General features: G+C 51.2%; 15 protein-coding genes. 2 read left to right on the plus strand and 13 right to left on the minus strand.

Annotation, left to right across the window (positions count from 1 at the left end; translation table 11 throughout):
• Positions 1-29 precede the first annotated feature (29 nt).
• The 13 genes from BD749_RS18425 to BD749_RS18485 all read right to left on the minus strand — a co-directional run bounded on the left by BD749_RS18425 (position 30) and on the right by BD749_RS18485 (position 12,261).
• A complete protein-coding gene (locus tag BD749_RS18425) occupies positions 30-638 on the minus strand; it encodes an OmpH family outer membrane protein (protein ID WP_101447261.1) in 609 nt (202 codons plus the stop codon).
• A gap of 30 nt (positions 639-668) precedes the next feature.
• Positions 669-1,334, minus strand: coding sequence for an OmpH family outer membrane protein (locus BD749_RS18430; protein WP_101447263.1), 666 nt, complete (start codon positions 1,332-1,334; stop codon positions 669-671).
• A 9-nt stretch (positions 1,335-1,343) separates the two neighbouring features.
• Entirely contained in the window at positions 1,344-3,824 is a 2,481-nt protein-coding gene (bamA, locus tag BD749_RS18435) for an outer membrane protein assembly factor BamA (RefSeq protein WP_101447265.1), read from the minus strand.
• An 8-nt stretch (positions 3,825-3,832) separates the two neighbouring features.
• Positions 3,833-4,576, minus strand: a complete 744-nt coding sequence (locus BD749_RS18440) for an isoprenyl transferase (RefSeq protein WP_101447267.1) — start codon at positions 4,574-4,576, stop codon at positions 3,833-3,835.
• Positions 4,577-4,636: 60 nt separating this feature from the next.
• Complete coding sequence (gene porG / locus BD749_RS18445; RefSeq protein WP_101447269.1) at positions 4,637-5,443, minus strand: type IX secretion system protein PorG; 807 nt, start codon at positions 5,441-5,443, stop codon at positions 4,637-4,639.
• 49 nt (positions 5,444-5,492) lie between these two features.
• The gene (locus BD749_RS18450; RefSeq protein WP_101447271.1) at positions 5,493-6,494 is read right to left on the minus strand and encodes a DUF6089 family protein; all 1,002 of its coding nucleotides are present in this window, start codon (positions 6,492-6,494) and stop codon (positions 5,493-5,495) included.
• A 123-nt stretch (positions 6,495-6,617) separates the two neighbouring features.
• Positions 6,618-7,505: an NAD kinase gene (locus BD749_RS18455; RefSeq protein WP_101447273.1), complete on the minus strand. Its 888-nt coding sequence runs from the start codon at positions 7,503-7,505 to the stop codon at positions 6,618-6,620.
• A gap of 14 nt (positions 7,506-7,519) precedes the next feature.
• Positions 7,520-8,908 carry a POTRA domain-containing protein gene (locus BD749_RS18460; RefSeq protein ID WP_245869441.1) on the minus strand — a complete coding sequence of 463 codons (1,389 nt, stop codon included), beginning with the start codon at positions 8,906-8,908 and terminating at the stop codon, positions 7,520-7,522.
• 8 nt (positions 8,909-8,916) lie between these two features.
• Complete coding sequence (locus BD749_RS18465; RefSeq protein ID WP_101447275.1) at positions 8,917-9,582, minus strand: CBS domain-containing protein; 666 nt, start codon at positions 9,580-9,582, stop codon at positions 8,917-8,919.
• On the minus strand, positions 9,579-10,355 hold the full coding sequence (locus BD749_RS18470; protein WP_101447277.1) for an alpha/beta fold hydrolase: 777 nt from the start codon (positions 10,353-10,355) through the stop codon (positions 9,579-9,581). The genes BD749_RS18465 and BD749_RS18470 overlap by 4 nt, the downstream gene beginning before the upstream one ends.
• A gap of 43 nt (positions 10,356-10,398) precedes the next feature.
• Complete coding sequence (locus tag BD749_RS18475) at positions 10,399-10,971, minus strand: anthranilate synthase component II (RefSeq protein WP_101447279.1); 573 nt, start codon at positions 10,969-10,971, stop codon at positions 10,399-10,401.
• A gap of 201 nt (positions 10,972-11,172) precedes the next feature.
• A complete protein-coding gene (locus BD749_RS18480; RefSeq protein WP_101447281.1) occupies positions 11,173-11,691 on the minus strand; it encodes a CvpA family protein in 519 nt (172 codons plus the stop codon).
• A 108-nt stretch (positions 11,692-11,799) separates the two neighbouring features.
• Positions 11,800-12,261 (minus strand): GatB/YqeY domain-containing protein, encoded by a 462-nt coding sequence (locus BD749_RS18485; RefSeq protein ID WP_101447283.1) that lies wholly within the window; start codon positions 12,259-12,261, stop codon positions 11,800-11,802.
• Between the two features lie 166 nt (positions 12,262-12,427).
• On the opposite strand from BD749_RS18485, the gene BD749_RS18490 reads away from it, so the two are divergent.
• Positions 12,428-13,141 carry a pyridoxine 5'-phosphate synthase gene (locus tag BD749_RS18490; protein ID WP_101447285.1) on the plus strand — a complete coding sequence of 238 codons (714 nt, stop codon included), beginning with the start codon at positions 12,428-12,430 and terminating at the stop codon, positions 13,139-13,141.
• A gap of 1 nt (position 13,142) precedes the next feature.
• Positions 13,143-14,171 carry a tRNA 2-selenouridine(34) synthase MnmH gene (mnmH, locus tag BD749_RS18495; protein WP_101447287.1) on the plus strand — a complete coding sequence of 343 codons (1,029 nt, stop codon included), beginning with the start codon at positions 13,143-13,145 and terminating at the stop codon, positions 14,169-14,171.
• Position 14,172 lies beyond the last annotated feature (1 nt).

The following is a 14,172-nucleotide window of genomic DNA, read 5'->3' on the forward strand; positions in this document are numbered from 1 at the left end:
GCTTTCCTGAACTCACAAAGGAGTGTTAATTACTTTTTCTTCTTGGCTGGAGTTGTAGTAGCTGGCTTAGCGGCAGCTGGTTGCTGCTGAGGTTGGGCCTGCTGAGCAGCGGCTGGCTGCTTGCTAGGATCTACGCCCAATTTTTTAAACACCAGGTTGTTGATGCTGCCGCTCTCAGGACCTTCTAGGATAGCCTGCTCGCTCAGGATGTACAGGTAGCCATTCTCTTTCGCTACTTCTTTGATCGCGTTCTCGATCTTCACCAAAACTGGCTGAATCAGCGACTGCTCTTTCTCACGGATAGACATCTGCGCATCATACTGGAACTTCTGGATTGACTGCTCCAGGTTTACCAGCTCACGCTCTTTGTCTTCGCGTACAACTTTGTCCATAGTGGAGGCACCTTTCTGGTAGGCCTGCAGCTTGGTGTTGTATTCGTTTTCTTTAGTTGCGAACTGCTCCTGCAGCTTCTGACCATATACTTCCAACTCCTTTTGCATAGAGGCTCTTTCCGGCATCTTGCTCAGAATCTCTTCTACGTTAGCATATCCTATCTTAGTCGCCTGCTCGTTAGTTTGGGCAAAAGAGGCAAAGCTGATAAAGAAAAACGCTACTACTAAAAATTTGATTTTGTTCATGATTGGATGGTTAATTGTTATTCTTGTTGTTTAGTTGTTTGACTTCTTTTTAGTTGGGGGAGTTTTCCTCTTGTCCTGTTGCTGTGTTTGGTTCTCCTCGTTCTGTATACCTGTTTCAGGCAGACTATCCGGATCATCCACTAATGCATCAGCCGGCTGTTTGCCAGGTACATTCTGCTTGTCAGTTGCAAGGCCCAGTTCCTCCAGCACATACTCCGTGTAGTCATGCACCGGGTTGGTATAGATCATGATCAGGTCGCCTGATTTATCAAATACCGTTTGCAGGCCTTTTGCCTTTGCCACTTTCTCAACAGCCGTAAATACCTCATCCTGTATTGGTCTGATCAGGTCCTGGCGACGCTTGAACATCATTCCCTCAAAACCGAAGACTTTGCGCTGGTATTCCCGCACTTCGTTTTCCTTGCGGGATATCTCTGCCTGGCGCTTCTTTTTCATTTCCTCGGTCAGAAGCACCTCTTCGGCCTTGTAGTCTTCTTTCATCTTCTCCACAGCCTGGTGCATCCCTTCGATCTCCTTCTGCCAGGCCGCGCTTTGCTTATCCAACTCCACCTGTGCTTTGGCGTATGCCGGCATTTTGCTCAGGATGAAGTTAGAATCAATATAGCCAAACTTCTGCGCCTGTGAAACAGTCGTCAGGAAAAATCCGGCTAAAAAGATGAACAAAAACTTTTTCATACTAATTCCTTATCGAATCTGCTGCCCGATCATGAAGTGGAACTGGCCACGCTTCATTTCCGGACGGCCAGGCACATCGTCAAATCTCCAACCGTAGTCAAAACCTAACAGACCGAAAGCTGCCATGAAGATACGCACACCCACGCCACCAGAGCGGTATAGCTTGAATGGATTGTATCGGTCATAAGAGCCAAAGCTGTTACCTGCCTCCAGGAAAGCCAAACCGTAAATAGTGGCACCCGGGTTAGGCGATATCAAATATCTTGCCTCCGTCACGAACTTGTTATAGGCAATGCCACCCGTGTTCAGGAGAGTCGGGTCCGGGTTGTTAATCACAGACTCGTCATCGTAACCACGCAGGCCAATATAGTCGGTTCCTACAAAGATGTTGGCACCACCTAGACCATTACCTCCTAGTCTAAAACGCTCAAATGGCCCAATGCTTGTCTTCGAGCTGTAGTTATTCAGGAAGCCGAAGTGGGCTCGGGTGTTCAATACCAAATTCCCTGCCAAATTCATGAAGAACGAGGCGTCGAGCATCCATTTGTTAAATTCTACAAACTCGAAGTTGTTGCGCTTGTCTGAGAACAGTGAGTAAGGTGGTGTCAGGTTCATGGCAAGCGATATATTGGAACCTCTTCTTGGGAAAGTAGGGTTGTCAATACTTACACGAGCCAGCGTGGTGTTGAACGAGATATTGTTAGACACGCCATTTTGGAAAGCTGTACCGAAAAGTGGGTAGTTTCTGAGGGTATAGCGGTTGTAGCTCAGGGTATGGCTCAACTGGAAGAAGTTATCCGGCCATTGCAGGGTACGGCCTAAACTTAGGGCACCACCATCCACATTCAGTCTTCTGTCGATATCTGCTCTCGGCTCGCGGCGCACTGTCTTGAACACACTCGCGGTAAGCGCGTTTCGCTTGCGCCCACCCAGCCAAGGCTCTGTGAACGAGAACGAGTAAGATTGGTAATAGCGACCGTTCGCCTGCACGTTAAGCGATAGGCGCTGGCCATCGCCGCTTGGCAGTGGTCTCCACTCCGACAGCTTCAGGAGCTTGCGGGTAGAGAAGTTGTTCAAGGTAAGACCTACAGTACCCACCGCACCGATCGGGCCACCCCAACCACCTGAAAGGCTGATCTGGTCATTCGGACGTTCTGATACAGTATAGTTGATATCCACAGTTCCCTCCTCCGGGTTTGGCATTGGGTTCAATCCTATCGTTTCCGGATCAAAATAGCCCAGGTTCGCCAATTCGTTTCTGGAACGGATCAGGTCTTCGCGGCTGTACTTCTGGCCAGGCAAAGTACGGATCTCGCGGAGCACCACGTGGTCACTTGTCTTGGTATTGCCTGTTACGGTTACTTTGCTGATCGTAGCCTGCGGGCCTTCCGATACACGCATTTCAATGTCTATCGAGTCGCCATCTACGGTTACCTCAACCGGGTCAATGTTAAAGAACAGGTAACCATCGTTCTGATAGAGAGCGGACACGTCTATACCTGTTGGGTTATAGTTGAGGCGCTTGTCCAGTTCCTGCTTGTTGTACACATCGCCTTTGTTGATACCCAATACACGAGTCAGGTAATCGTCTTCGTACAGGTAGTTGCCATTCCAGGTAATGTTTCGGTAATAGTAGCGGTTACCTTCGTCGAGCACGATGCGTACGCCCAAACGGTCAGGGCTCACGTTATACACGCTATCCGATACGATGATCGCATCACGGTATCCTTCGGAATTGTAGAAGTCAAGCAGGAGCTGCTTGTCGTTCTCGTACTCTGATCGCTGAAACTTCGATGAAGTAAAGATCTTATAGAAGCGCTTTTCTTTTGTCTTCTTGAGCTGCCGGCGAAGCTTCTTGTCAGAGAAAGCCTCATTGCCTTCAAAAATGATTTCGGATATTTTTACTTTGTCGCCTCTGTCAATGTCAATATTCAGCACTACACTGTTTGGCAGCAATGAGTCAGGGCGCTGCACAATATTGATTTTAGCATTGAGATAACTTTTCTCCGCGTAGTATTTACGAATGGCAGCGCGTGTCTGGTTAAGCACGGCATCTGTTACCACCTTGCCTCTGATCAGGTTGATCTTCTCGCGCAAGGCGTCCTGCTGCGATTTGTTTATACCTTTAAACTCAAAGCGAGACAGACGCGGGCGCTCTTTCAGGTCGAAGTTCAGGAAGATCTGGTTGCCCTCGATACGGGTCACGTACACATCCACATCGCCCAGAATACCCTGGTCCCACAGCTTCTGAACAGCGCGGCTGATATCCTCGCCAGGCACCGTAATTTCGTCACCAACTTTTAAGCCCGAGACTGCCGTAAGTGAAGTGGGGTCGAGGAATTTAACACCTGTAAACTCAATCCCGCCGATGCGGTACCGCTGGGGCTGGGCGTAGTCAATCGAATTGCTCTGTGCTTGATTATTCAGAACTTGTGAAGAAGCTGTGCCTGTCATTAGCAGAAACACAAGCACCCAGATGCATCTTGTCATTAATATGTTCACTTTGTTAGTTGTTCACTTGTCTTGCCAAAGCGGCGTTCTCTTCTTTGGAAGGCACAGATGGCTTCGTAAAGGTGTTCTTTTCGGAAATCAGGCCACAGCAGATCAGTAATAAACAGCTCGGTATAGGCTAGCTGCCAAAGCAGAAAATTGCTGATACGCTGCTCTCCGCTCGTACGAATCAATAATTCCGGATCGGGTATACCTGCCGTGGAGAGATACTGCGCGACAGTGGCCTCGTTAATGTCAGCCGGTGCTATAGTACCATGACCCACTTCAACAGCAATACGTTGCATGGCTTGCGCAATGTCCCAGCGACCGCTGTAGCTCAGCGCCAGCACCAGCGTCATGCGGCTGTTATCCTTTGTTATCTCGATTGCCTCAAGCAGCTCTTTCTGACAGGCTTTTGGAAGGCTATCCGTATCTCCTATTGTCTGAAGCCGAATGTTATTTTTGTTCAGCGTAGCGGTTTCTTTTCTGATAGTAGATACCAGCAGCTGCATTAAGGCGGAAACCTCTGTTGCCGGCCTCGACCAGTTTTCAGTGGAGAAGGCGTATAGGGTTAGGTATTCGACTCCCATCTCTGCTGCAGCCTCCACCGTTTCGCGAACAGCTGTGATAGCGTTCTGATGACCAAAAATCCGCAGGCCGCCTCGTTTCTTTGCCCAACGTCCATTTCCGTCCATGATAACGGCAATGTGTCTTGGCAAATTGTCTAAATCTACTTGTTCCCTGAAATTCATTAAACCACAATTTCCTTGCAAGTTACAAAAAGCAAGATAATTTAATGAAATTTTAGCGGGTTAATCTAGTATTCCGGCTTTGCGCTTGTAAACGGGCGGGCAGTTGAGTCGGTATAGCGTATAGGACAGGCTGATACCGTTATAGAAGTACATGTCCTTATCAAAAGGGTTGGCATATGCCTTGGATTTACTGGCACCCAGATCGGCCGCCAACAATGGAGAGCCATTTTCCTGCAGATAGTCCAGGTTATCGGTAAGCATAAAGCGGGGCCCAAACTCCAGGCCCAGGTTCCAGTGCTTGCTCAAGGCATATTTCACACCTACCCCCAAAGGTAAAGTAACGGTAAACTTGTTATCGAACGGTTCCATCACATCGCCCTGCCGGCTAAGCTGATGGTTGAAATTGAGCAATGCAGCCCCCAGGAAAAAGTAAGGCGACACGCGGTGTGGCTGTCGGATATTGGCATAGTAATCCAGGAAATTATACTCTATACCCAGTGAGAACTCGATCATACTCAACTTCAGCTCCGTATCGCGCCAATCGTGGTGTGGCAGGTTTTGCGACTCGTCTTTAAAAGTTTTGTCGTTGAATATACGGTGACTGCCCATTAAGGCAGCCTTGAGCGTAATGGGCGCAGAAATATCATGCCGGTAGAAGACCGTCATGGCAGGCTGGTTGCTTAAGAAACGGTAGTTAGGAGAGATTTCGCCAACGTAGTTCGCACCACCTATACCCACGCCAATCTCGCTGGTGGTGATTGGCTTAATCTGCTGCAGCTGGGCGTTCGCCGTATTGCATAAAAAGACGCTCCCAATTTGCAGTAGTACACAAATAAGGAGCGTCTGTCTGAATGTATTCAAAGTCATGTAAACTGATTTCGGAGTTTAGGAAAACAACGCACTACCCTCCGTTATATTATCTGAATTTAGGTCTTCTTATACGTGGGTTCAGGATATAGTTCAGACCCAGGCTTGTCTGAATGTACCAATCGTTGTCAGAACTGTTACCACGTGTACGGTTGTTGCTTGTGCCATACGGTCGCAGTCTGCTGAACCCGTTAGGCTCTGTGATCAGGTCGTTGGTAAAGCCAGACTCTGCACTTCTGTCAGAGAAAATAACAGAGGCGTTGCGGTTGTCTACGCGGTTGTTCTCGCTTAACAGAACGTCTTTGTCAACGTGGGCTGTACTTACATCATCTAGGTAATCGGTGAAGGTCGCTCTCCAACCTACCTCAAAGCTAAAGTCCCAGTTGCGGTCGAGCTTGTATCTTACACCAAGGCCAAACGGAATAGCAATCTGCACACGGCTGTAAGGATCGCTTACTGTACCCGGATGGTCTACAAACTGACCTTCCGTTCCAAGCGGTTGCAGGGCATACCAGCCAGAAGGGATGTCTTTATCTGCCGACAGGCCTGGATGTGACCCGTTCTCGTAATACGCTTTCGGGTTGTGGTGCAGTACCGCTACACCAACAAAGCCGTAAGGCACAAAATCAGGGCGGCGGCGGTAGTAGTTGCGGTTTTCGAAAAGGTCAATGATCGCTACGGCGCTTAGTTCTTTAATATCGTTGCGGAAAGAAAGGTTACGTCTGTAACGGCCTAAGTTCTCGCCTTCATCAGGCCCCGCTGCTTTGGCATCATCACCCGCAATGCGGTTCCAGTTGAAAGCTACACGTGAGGAAATGCGCGGGAAATGGCGGTGCGTATAGTTGATGCCTATACTTGGCCGGGTGGACTTTACACGCATACTCGTGAAGTTAGGCTGAGGTACCAGATCGCCAAAGTAGTTTGCAGCTCCTAGCTGAATACCCACTGTGGAGTACTCCTTCCGCTTTGTAAAGCGCTGTGCCTCAGCCTCAATGGCTACAGTTGTCAGCACGGCAGTAAGTAATAAAAACAGCGTAGTAATTTTCTTCATAGCAAACTAATTTCTTTTAAGCGTATTTCCGCAAGCTTATAATTCATCCAAATTAAACCTCTGTGACAAAAATAGAAATAATTTTCTGGTATAAAAATAGGTATATTAAATATCGAATATAATTTACCTAAAAATATTTGTTCTTTTATCAAGACCCCAGTTTAGCTTGCCTCGCAGGGTCGTCAGGAAGTTAACGTGGTGCAGTTTGACAAGCCGCGCCACGAAGCTCTCACGCCGCACCGCTATCTGGACCGACATGTCTACCGCAACGGACCTGGAGTCAAGGGAAGCCAAGTAAGTACTGCTGCGTCCCTCTACCTCAAACGAGATCACGGTCTTATCCGACACGATCATGGGCCTTACGTTCAGGTTGTGAGGGCATACGGGTGATATTACGAAATTGTTGGTCTGCGGCAGCACCAGCGGACCACCGCAGCTAAGCGAGTAGCCCGTCGATCCGGTTGGGGTAGCCACCACCAGTCCGTCGGCCCAGTAGGTGTTTAGATATTCACCATCTATATACGCATGCACGGCTATCATGGACGACGAATCGCGCTTAAGCAAACTAAACTCGTTCAGTCCAAAGTTAATGCCGTCGAATATCTCCAGATCGGAGTCAACCCGGATTAGTGCGCGGTCGTCGAAGGTATAGTGTCCTTTGAAAAGCGCGTCGAGCGCCAGGTTGATGCTATCGTGCGCGATGGTGGCCAGGAAACCAAGTCGCCCGGTGTTGATGCCCAGAATCGGGATTTGAAGCGCCCCGACATAGGTCACTGTGTCCAGCAGCGTGCCGTCGCCCCCCAGGCTCAGCACAAAGTCTACTCCCGCCAGGCTGTCGCCACGGTTAAAGGTAGCAATGCCCGACGGCAGGTGAATCCGGTTCTGCAGAAAAAGGCTGAAGTGCTCCACCACCAGCAACTCGGTATTTCGGCGCTGCAGCTCGTCAAACAGGTTTTGGATGAAAGGTCCGTATTCTTCGTCGAAGGGTTTTCCCAGTATAGCTATCTTCATATATCTTCTTTTACTTAAAAAGGGAAGCGGCCGCTCAGGTAAAAGCCGCCTGTCTTTTCACGGTTTACGGTGTACTCGGCCCGGAACACAAAGTCGTAGAAGGTGACAAGGTGCAGCCCCGCCCCTATACCTGCGAGCAGTCTGTTGGACAGGGGGTTGCCTTTCTCAAACATTTCATCTACGACATAGCCTGCATCTGTGAACACATTGGCGTAAAGCGCAAGTGGCACCTTGTTGAACTTGGGGCTTCTGATAAACTTCAGGTGCACGCCCTGGTGCTGAAAAAGCTCCCGCGTCAGGCCCTGCTTAAACAGGCCAAAATGCTGCCCCCCAACCACCTGCAGCTCGTATCCCCGCACCAGTGAACGAAAACCCAGGGCTACATTATCGGCATAGGCATAGTGCTTCGAGAGCCGGGCCTGCGCCTCGCCACCCACAAAATAATAATATTTGCCGGATAAGTGTCTATAATCCACATACTTTGCACGCAACGTAGTGATGGGCGTTCCGTTACCGTTTACAAAGAAAGTCTGCGCGGCTATCGCTTCAAAATAACTGCCCGTAAGCGGGTAGATAAAGGAATTGCGCAGGTTCACTACTTTGGCCAGTTCCAGCCGCAGGTACCGCCGCTTATGCTCATGCTCGCTGTAGTATTGCGGGTTCAGCTCCAGCACCGTATCAGCCACCTGCTCCTGCACATAGGTTAGCCGGATCCCCTCCTGCCGCTGCACACTTTGCCGGTGGGTGAGCCCCGCTGTGAGCAGTGTACGCTGTATCGGCACGCCGCGATCCTGCACGTAAAACCGCTGCCGGTTGTTAAGCGTGCGGTAGTCGATGGCACGGCTGCGGTAATCTGCCACCCCGAAGTCCATCCCCAGTTTGTGTGCACGACTTATATAGGGCACCCGATAGGCAAACTCCAACCGTTTGTTAAATCCCTGCTGCAGCCTGACACGCACTTCTTCATTCCGGCCTCTGAAATTACGCCTGATCAGGTTAATGCCGTAGTCAACACGGCCCCAGTCGCGACGCTCAAGCCAGGCATTAAAGTTACGATCGGCAAAGTCGAAGATGGGAATAGGATACAGGTACCAGCGCTCCTGCATGGTATAGGTCACCGAAACAAGTCCTTCGTCGCAGGTATAGGTATAGCCCACCTCATGAAAAAGACGTAGGTTGAACAGCCGCTTGCGGTTTTCCTCCAGCTTCGCCTCCAATTCGCTTGTCGGCAGGGTATCGCCGGGAGCAATGTTGAGCTCAAAAAGAAGCATCCGGCTTTTGCTGACCTCGTTGCCCTTGAATTGGATACTATCGACTACAACTGATGCGGTATGGCAGGGCTGTGCCGCCAAGGTATGGCAGAGCAAACTAAAGCAAAGCAGCAGAAAAGCGCGTTGAATCACGGACAGGGCTATATGTCCAGGTATTTGAACAGCATGTCTAGGCGGTCCCGGCCCACATCGTACTTGGCGCCGTCCTGAAACTGGGCGGTCACACGGTACTCGAATCGCTCCAGCGTAGCGATGATGCGGGTAAGATCGGAGGTATTGAGTTTAAGCGTGAGCTTGATGTTGTAAGGGTCAATTTCGTCGGGAGACACATAGGCGCTAAGTATCTTGGTGTTTTCCTCCTCTATCAGCCGGCTGATCTGACTCAGCGAGTAGTCCCGCTCCGGCATGGTGAGCACCAGTATACTGCCCTGGCCCTGCAGTGCCGACATCTGCCCGAAGGCGGCCAGCGTGTCGTTGATCGTGATGATGCCCATGTAGTCCTCCTCTTCGTCGAGCACAGGCACCACCTGAATTTTGTTTTTGATGGCCGCCTCCATTACATCATAAAAATGCTGGTGGTGCATCACGAAAACATCCTGGTACTCCAGCTTGACATGCTCTAAAGTCTGGCCCCGGTCGGGGAGCTCGATCAGGTTGGTTTCGGTGGCAAGGCCCATGTACTTGCGGTTGCGCGACACGGGCAGTTCGTTTACGCGGAACTCATCCATCCATCGCAAAGCCTTCTCGACGGTGTCGTAAAGCTTGAGCGGCGGTATCATTTGGTTGATGAGTTCTTCTGCGATCATGTGGCTGTTTCCCTTGCTTCTGTTTTGGCCAAAAATTTATCTAAGATACTGTTAAACCGCTCCGGATGTTCCATCATCGGCGCGTGCCCGCACTTGTCTATAAAGTAGAGCTCTGAGTTTGGCATCAGCCTGTTAAACTCGTGCGCCACCAGCGGCGGCGTGATCGTGTCGTTCAGTCCCCATATCAACAACGTAGGCACGGTTATGTTTGTGATATCCTTGGCCATGTTGTGGCGCTGTGCCGACTTGGCAATGGCAATGATACGCAGGCACTTGGCATTGCTGTTGGTAATGTCGAACACTTCATCCACCAGCTCCTTGGTGGCTGTTTCAGGGCTGTAGAAGGTATAACCTACCCGCTCCTTCACATACTCGTAGTTGCCACGTTTCGGGAACGAGCCGCCCATGGAGTCTTCGAACAGGCCAGAGCTGCCGGTCAGCACGAGGCGTTTCACTTTGGCGGGGTTCTTTAAGGTATAGACCAGCGCCACATGTCCGCCCAGCGAATTGCCCAGCAGGGTCATGTCGCTCAGATTCTTAAATTTAACAAAATCTTCGATAAAAGAAACCAGCCCCGGCACGCCAGCCTTGTGAAGCGACATTTCGTAGATCGGCATAAGCGGAATAACCACACGGTAGCTTTTAGAGAAATGGTCTACTACACCGTTCCAGTTGCTGAGCGCCCCGAATAAGCCGTGCAGCAACAGCAATACGTCTCCTTCTCCTTCGTCTATGTACTGAAATTCGCCTTCGTGTTTGACCTGTAGATTCATCCCTGATATTCCTAAAAGTAATGTGTTGTAAAAAATCCGTCGGCTACCGACCTGCAATATTAGCAAAATCAAGCCAGTTTTTCAGCATGCCGAGCCCATAAGTCGTGAGCGCGGCCTCCGGGTGGAACTGCAGCGCGTGCAGCGGCAGCGTGCTGTGCCTGAATGCCATGAGCTCTCCTTCGGCTGTATACGCAAGCGGCAAAATACTGGCAGGCCATTGCGTCAGAACCAGCGAATGGTAACGCACAACCGGCATCCGGGCAGGCAGCCCATTGAACAGCGGGTCAGGTTCACAAATGATTTCGGAGATCTTGCCATGCATAGGCTTCATCCCTTTGGCCAGTGTGGCACCGAAAAACTCGCCCAGCGCCTGGTGCCCCAGGCAAATCCCCAGCATGGGCACTTTGTCGTGGTAGTGTCGGATCACCTCCATCATCACGCCTGCCTTCTGCGGCTCTCCTGGCCCTGGCGACAAGACAATGCCCTGTATAGGCAGCGCCTTGATCTCGTCCAGCCCCACATCGTTTCGCAGTACATGCATCTCAACTCCCAGCTGACCAAAATAATCGACCAGATTATAGGTAAAAGAGTCGAAGTTGTCGAGCAGGAGAAGCATGGGGCGTTTGGGAAGTAAGAGGTAAGAATTACGATTTCAGAGTTTCGGATTGAAAGCCATGCAGGGACAGCGACTTGACATTGATCAGTAAGCAGTTACCTCCTAATGGTTAGCAATTAACAGCCAGCCATCAGCAATTTAACCATTTAACAATTCAGTCTTTTAACTCCTCAACTCTCTAACCCTTAAACTCTCCAACTTCTAAAAGTGTTCTTTCAGCGAAAGCAGCAAGGATTTTACAAAAGGCAGTACATAGCTCATTACGCTGAGGGCATAGGGAGTTGTTTTGACCACGAAGGGGTATACCGTAGAACTTGCCGCAGTTTCGGGCGTGATGGCTATACCTGCCATTTCTGAGACGTAGAGCAGCAGGCTCAGGGCCAGCGTCCATTTCAAGGCTCCGAGGAGGGCGCCCAGTATGTTGTCGAACATACCAAAGGGCGTAAAATCAATTACTTTTTTGAGCAGAATACCCAACACACGCACGCCCAGGATAATGGCCACGAAGATGACCAGGAAGGTGACGAATGGCAGCAAGCCACCCGCGTCGCCAATGTACTCCTTCATGATGGGCAGGCCAGAATCGAGCAGTTTGAGGCCGAGCAGAATACCCAGCACCAGTGCAAACAACGAAATCAGTTCGAGCAGAAGGCCTTTGCGGAAACCCAGAAAAGCGCCGAACAGAATAGGTATAGCCAGAAAAATATCGAAGGTACTCACAGGATAGAAATATTAAAGGCAGAAACGAACACCTGTCGCCTCTGCCTTCAAATATAATGTAATTGGAGCACTCGCACCAGCGTGCGGGCTGATAAAAAAATCCGGTTCTTAGAAATCGGTGTTGTTCAGCAGATCGCTCACGGCTTTGGAAATAGCACGTCCGTCGGCTTGCCCGGCCAGTTCGCGGGAGGCAACGCCCATTACCTTGCCCAGGTCCGAAGGGCCGCTTGCGCCCACACGCTGAATGATCTCCAGCAGGCGAATGCGCAGATCGCCCTCGTCGAGCTGCTTGGGCAGGTACTCCTCTATTACGGCCAGCTCAGCCAACTCAATTTCCTCCAGGTCGGGGCGCTGCTGCTTGGCGTATATCTCGGCCGACTCGCGGCGCTGCTTGGCGGCTTTGGTGAGCAGTTTCATTTCGGCATCCTCACTGATCCCGTCGGTGCCGCCCTTTTCGGTTTCAGCCAGCAGTATAAGCGACTTTATACTGCGCAGCGCTTGCAGGCGGGCTTTCTCTTTGGCCAGCATGGCCTGCTTGATATCGGCTTCAATGCGTTGTTTTAAACTCATAGTTTTGTGTTTGTTTGATTGTGTGCGGCAAGCGGTCATGTTCCTGCCTATACTTTATACACTACTACAGCCAAGGCCGTAGGTTATCATCTTAAGCAAATTTCCATTAATTTAGTCTTTCCGTAAGCATACGTATCACCAGCCTGCGGGCTACAACACATATACCATGACCAAACTCAGTGTAAATATAAACAAAATAGCCACACTGCGGAACGCACGCGGCGGCGACAGACCCAACGTAGTGCAGGCCGCCAAAGACTGCGAGCGCTTCGGAGCCGAAGGTATAACCGTGCACCCACGCCCCGACGAGCGCCACATCCGCTACCGCGACGTGTACGACCTGAAAGAAGTCGTGACCACGGAGTTTAACATCGAAGGCAACCCAACGCCTGATTTTCTGAAGATTGTGCGCGACGTGCGTCCCACCCAGGCCACGCTAGTACCTGATGCGCCAGACGCCATCACCTCCAACGCTGGTTGGGACACACTGCAGCACAAGGATTTTCTGACGGATGTGATCGGAGAGTTGAAAGAGCTGGGTATACGTACCTCCATTTTTGTGGACCCGGATGTGCGCATGATCGAGGGAGCGTCCTTTATCGGCACAGACCGGGTTGAGCTATACACGGAGGCATATGCCAAACATTACCCTACAAGTCCCGAAGATGCCATCCGCTCATACCTGGTGGCCGCCCAGAAGGCGCAGGAACTGGGTATCGGTCTCAACGCCGGCCACGACCTCGACCTCGACAACCTGAAGTACCTGAAGGACACGCTGCCCGGCTTGCTGGAGGTAAGCATCGGGCACGCGCTGATCTGTGATGCGCTATACCTGGGGCTCGAAAATACGATCCAGCTATACCTGCGCCAACTCAAATAACGTGGTCCACCCCCTTACCATACAGGAGTTTCTGGCAAAAGCGAAGCAGCTGCCTGTGCTGGACGCCCGCGCTCCCAAAGAGTACGCGATCGGCCGCATTCCGCAGGCGCTGAGCTTTCCCATTTTTTCGGATGAGGAACGCGCCAGGGTGGGTACAGCCTACAAGCAGCAAGGGCACGATCCGGCCGTGCTGATAGGGCTCGACCTCTTCGGTCCCAAAATGGCCGGCTTTGTGCGGGAAGCTGAGAAGCTGGCCCCAACCAAAGAGCTGCTGGTGCATTGCTGGCGCGGTGGTATGCGCAGCGGGGCCATGTCCTGGCTCCTCGATTTTGCAGGCTTTCAGGTATACCTGTTGCAAGGCGGCTACAAGGCTTATCGGCACTACATGCATGAGCAGTTTGAGCGCGTACGACCGCTGCTCGTGATCAGTGGCAACACCGGCAGCGGCAAAACCGACCTGCTCCCCTACCTGCAGCAGCACGGCCAGCAGGTGATCGACCTTGAAAGACTGGCCAGTCACAAAGGCTCTTCGTTCGGGAGCATCGGCATGGCTCCACAGCCCAGCACCGAGCATTTCGAAAATCTGCTGGGTATGTCCATGCTTGAGCTGGATGGCCAACGTCCGTTGTGGCTGGAGGATGAGAGCATCAGCATCGGGAAGATTCAGTTGCCTCAGCCGCTTTTCCAGCGCATGCAGGAATCCCCGACCCTAGTGCTCGAAGTGCCCAAGGCGATCCGTATACAAAAGCTGGCTGAGGAGTATTGCCGCACCGACTGTGCTTTACTGGAGGCCGCCATCCTGAGAATAAAGAAGCGCCTGGGCGGCCTGGCCACAAAAGAAGCCCTTGAGGCGATCCAAACGGGCGACATGGAGAGAATGGTGGACATTGCCCTGACCTATTACGACAAAGCTTATACCTACGAACTGGCCAAAAAGCAAACCGTGCTGCGCCTGCCGTTGGAGACCCTGGACCCGGAGGAGAATGCCCTGCGCCTGATCGAATTTGCCAAACAGCACAAGCTGATTTAAG

Origin of the sequence: Pontibacter ramchanderi (genome assembly GCF_002846395.1) — a bacterium.
In the GTDB taxonomy this organism is placed as follows: Bacteria; Bacteroidota; Bacteroidia; order Cytophagales; family Hymenobacteraceae; genus Pontibacter; species Pontibacter ramchanderi.